This is a genomic window from Paraburkholderia sp. BR14320 (assembly GCF_040948665.1).
In the GTDB taxonomy this organism is placed as follows: domain Bacteria; phylum Pseudomonadota; class Gammaproteobacteria; order Burkholderiales; family Burkholderiaceae; genus Paraburkholderia; species Paraburkholderia youngii.
Map to the genome: position 1 here is coordinate 1 of NZ_JBFPKG010000286.1, position 367 is coordinate 367.

Here is a 367-nt window from a genome sequence, read left to right on the forward strand (position 1 = left end):
ACGGTGCTCGCCGCAACTTCCCCCTCCCATTTGCTTAATTGCTCCGATTTCTTCGGCCTCGTTCGCGCAGTGCCCGTCATTAATCCTGTCACGCGCGAGCTTCATTCTGGTCCAGCTGCGACCTCCGGGCCGTACCCGTATTTGTTGCGGAACGCATGGATGCCCTTGTCCTTGATGTACCGAACGAGATGGTCGTGCCAGCGCGTCGCCGGCTGATTGTGAACGACCGCATTGGCCGGCGGGGGAATCACCGGCAGCACGCCGCAGGCTGACCACGCCTCGGTCTGCGCAATACTGTAATACGCGCCGTCGGCGATCACGCAGTCGACGTTCGCGTCGACTGCCAGCATCGCATTCAGGCCCGCCT

1 protein-coding gene is annotated in these 367 nt (G+C 62.1%); it reads right to left on the reverse strand.

From position 1 onward, the window contains the following. Positions 1–101: 101 nt before the first annotated feature. On the reverse strand, positions 102–367 hold a 266-nt coding region (locus AB3X89_RS40345), incomplete at its 5' end, for a hypothetical protein (protein WP_368588076.1).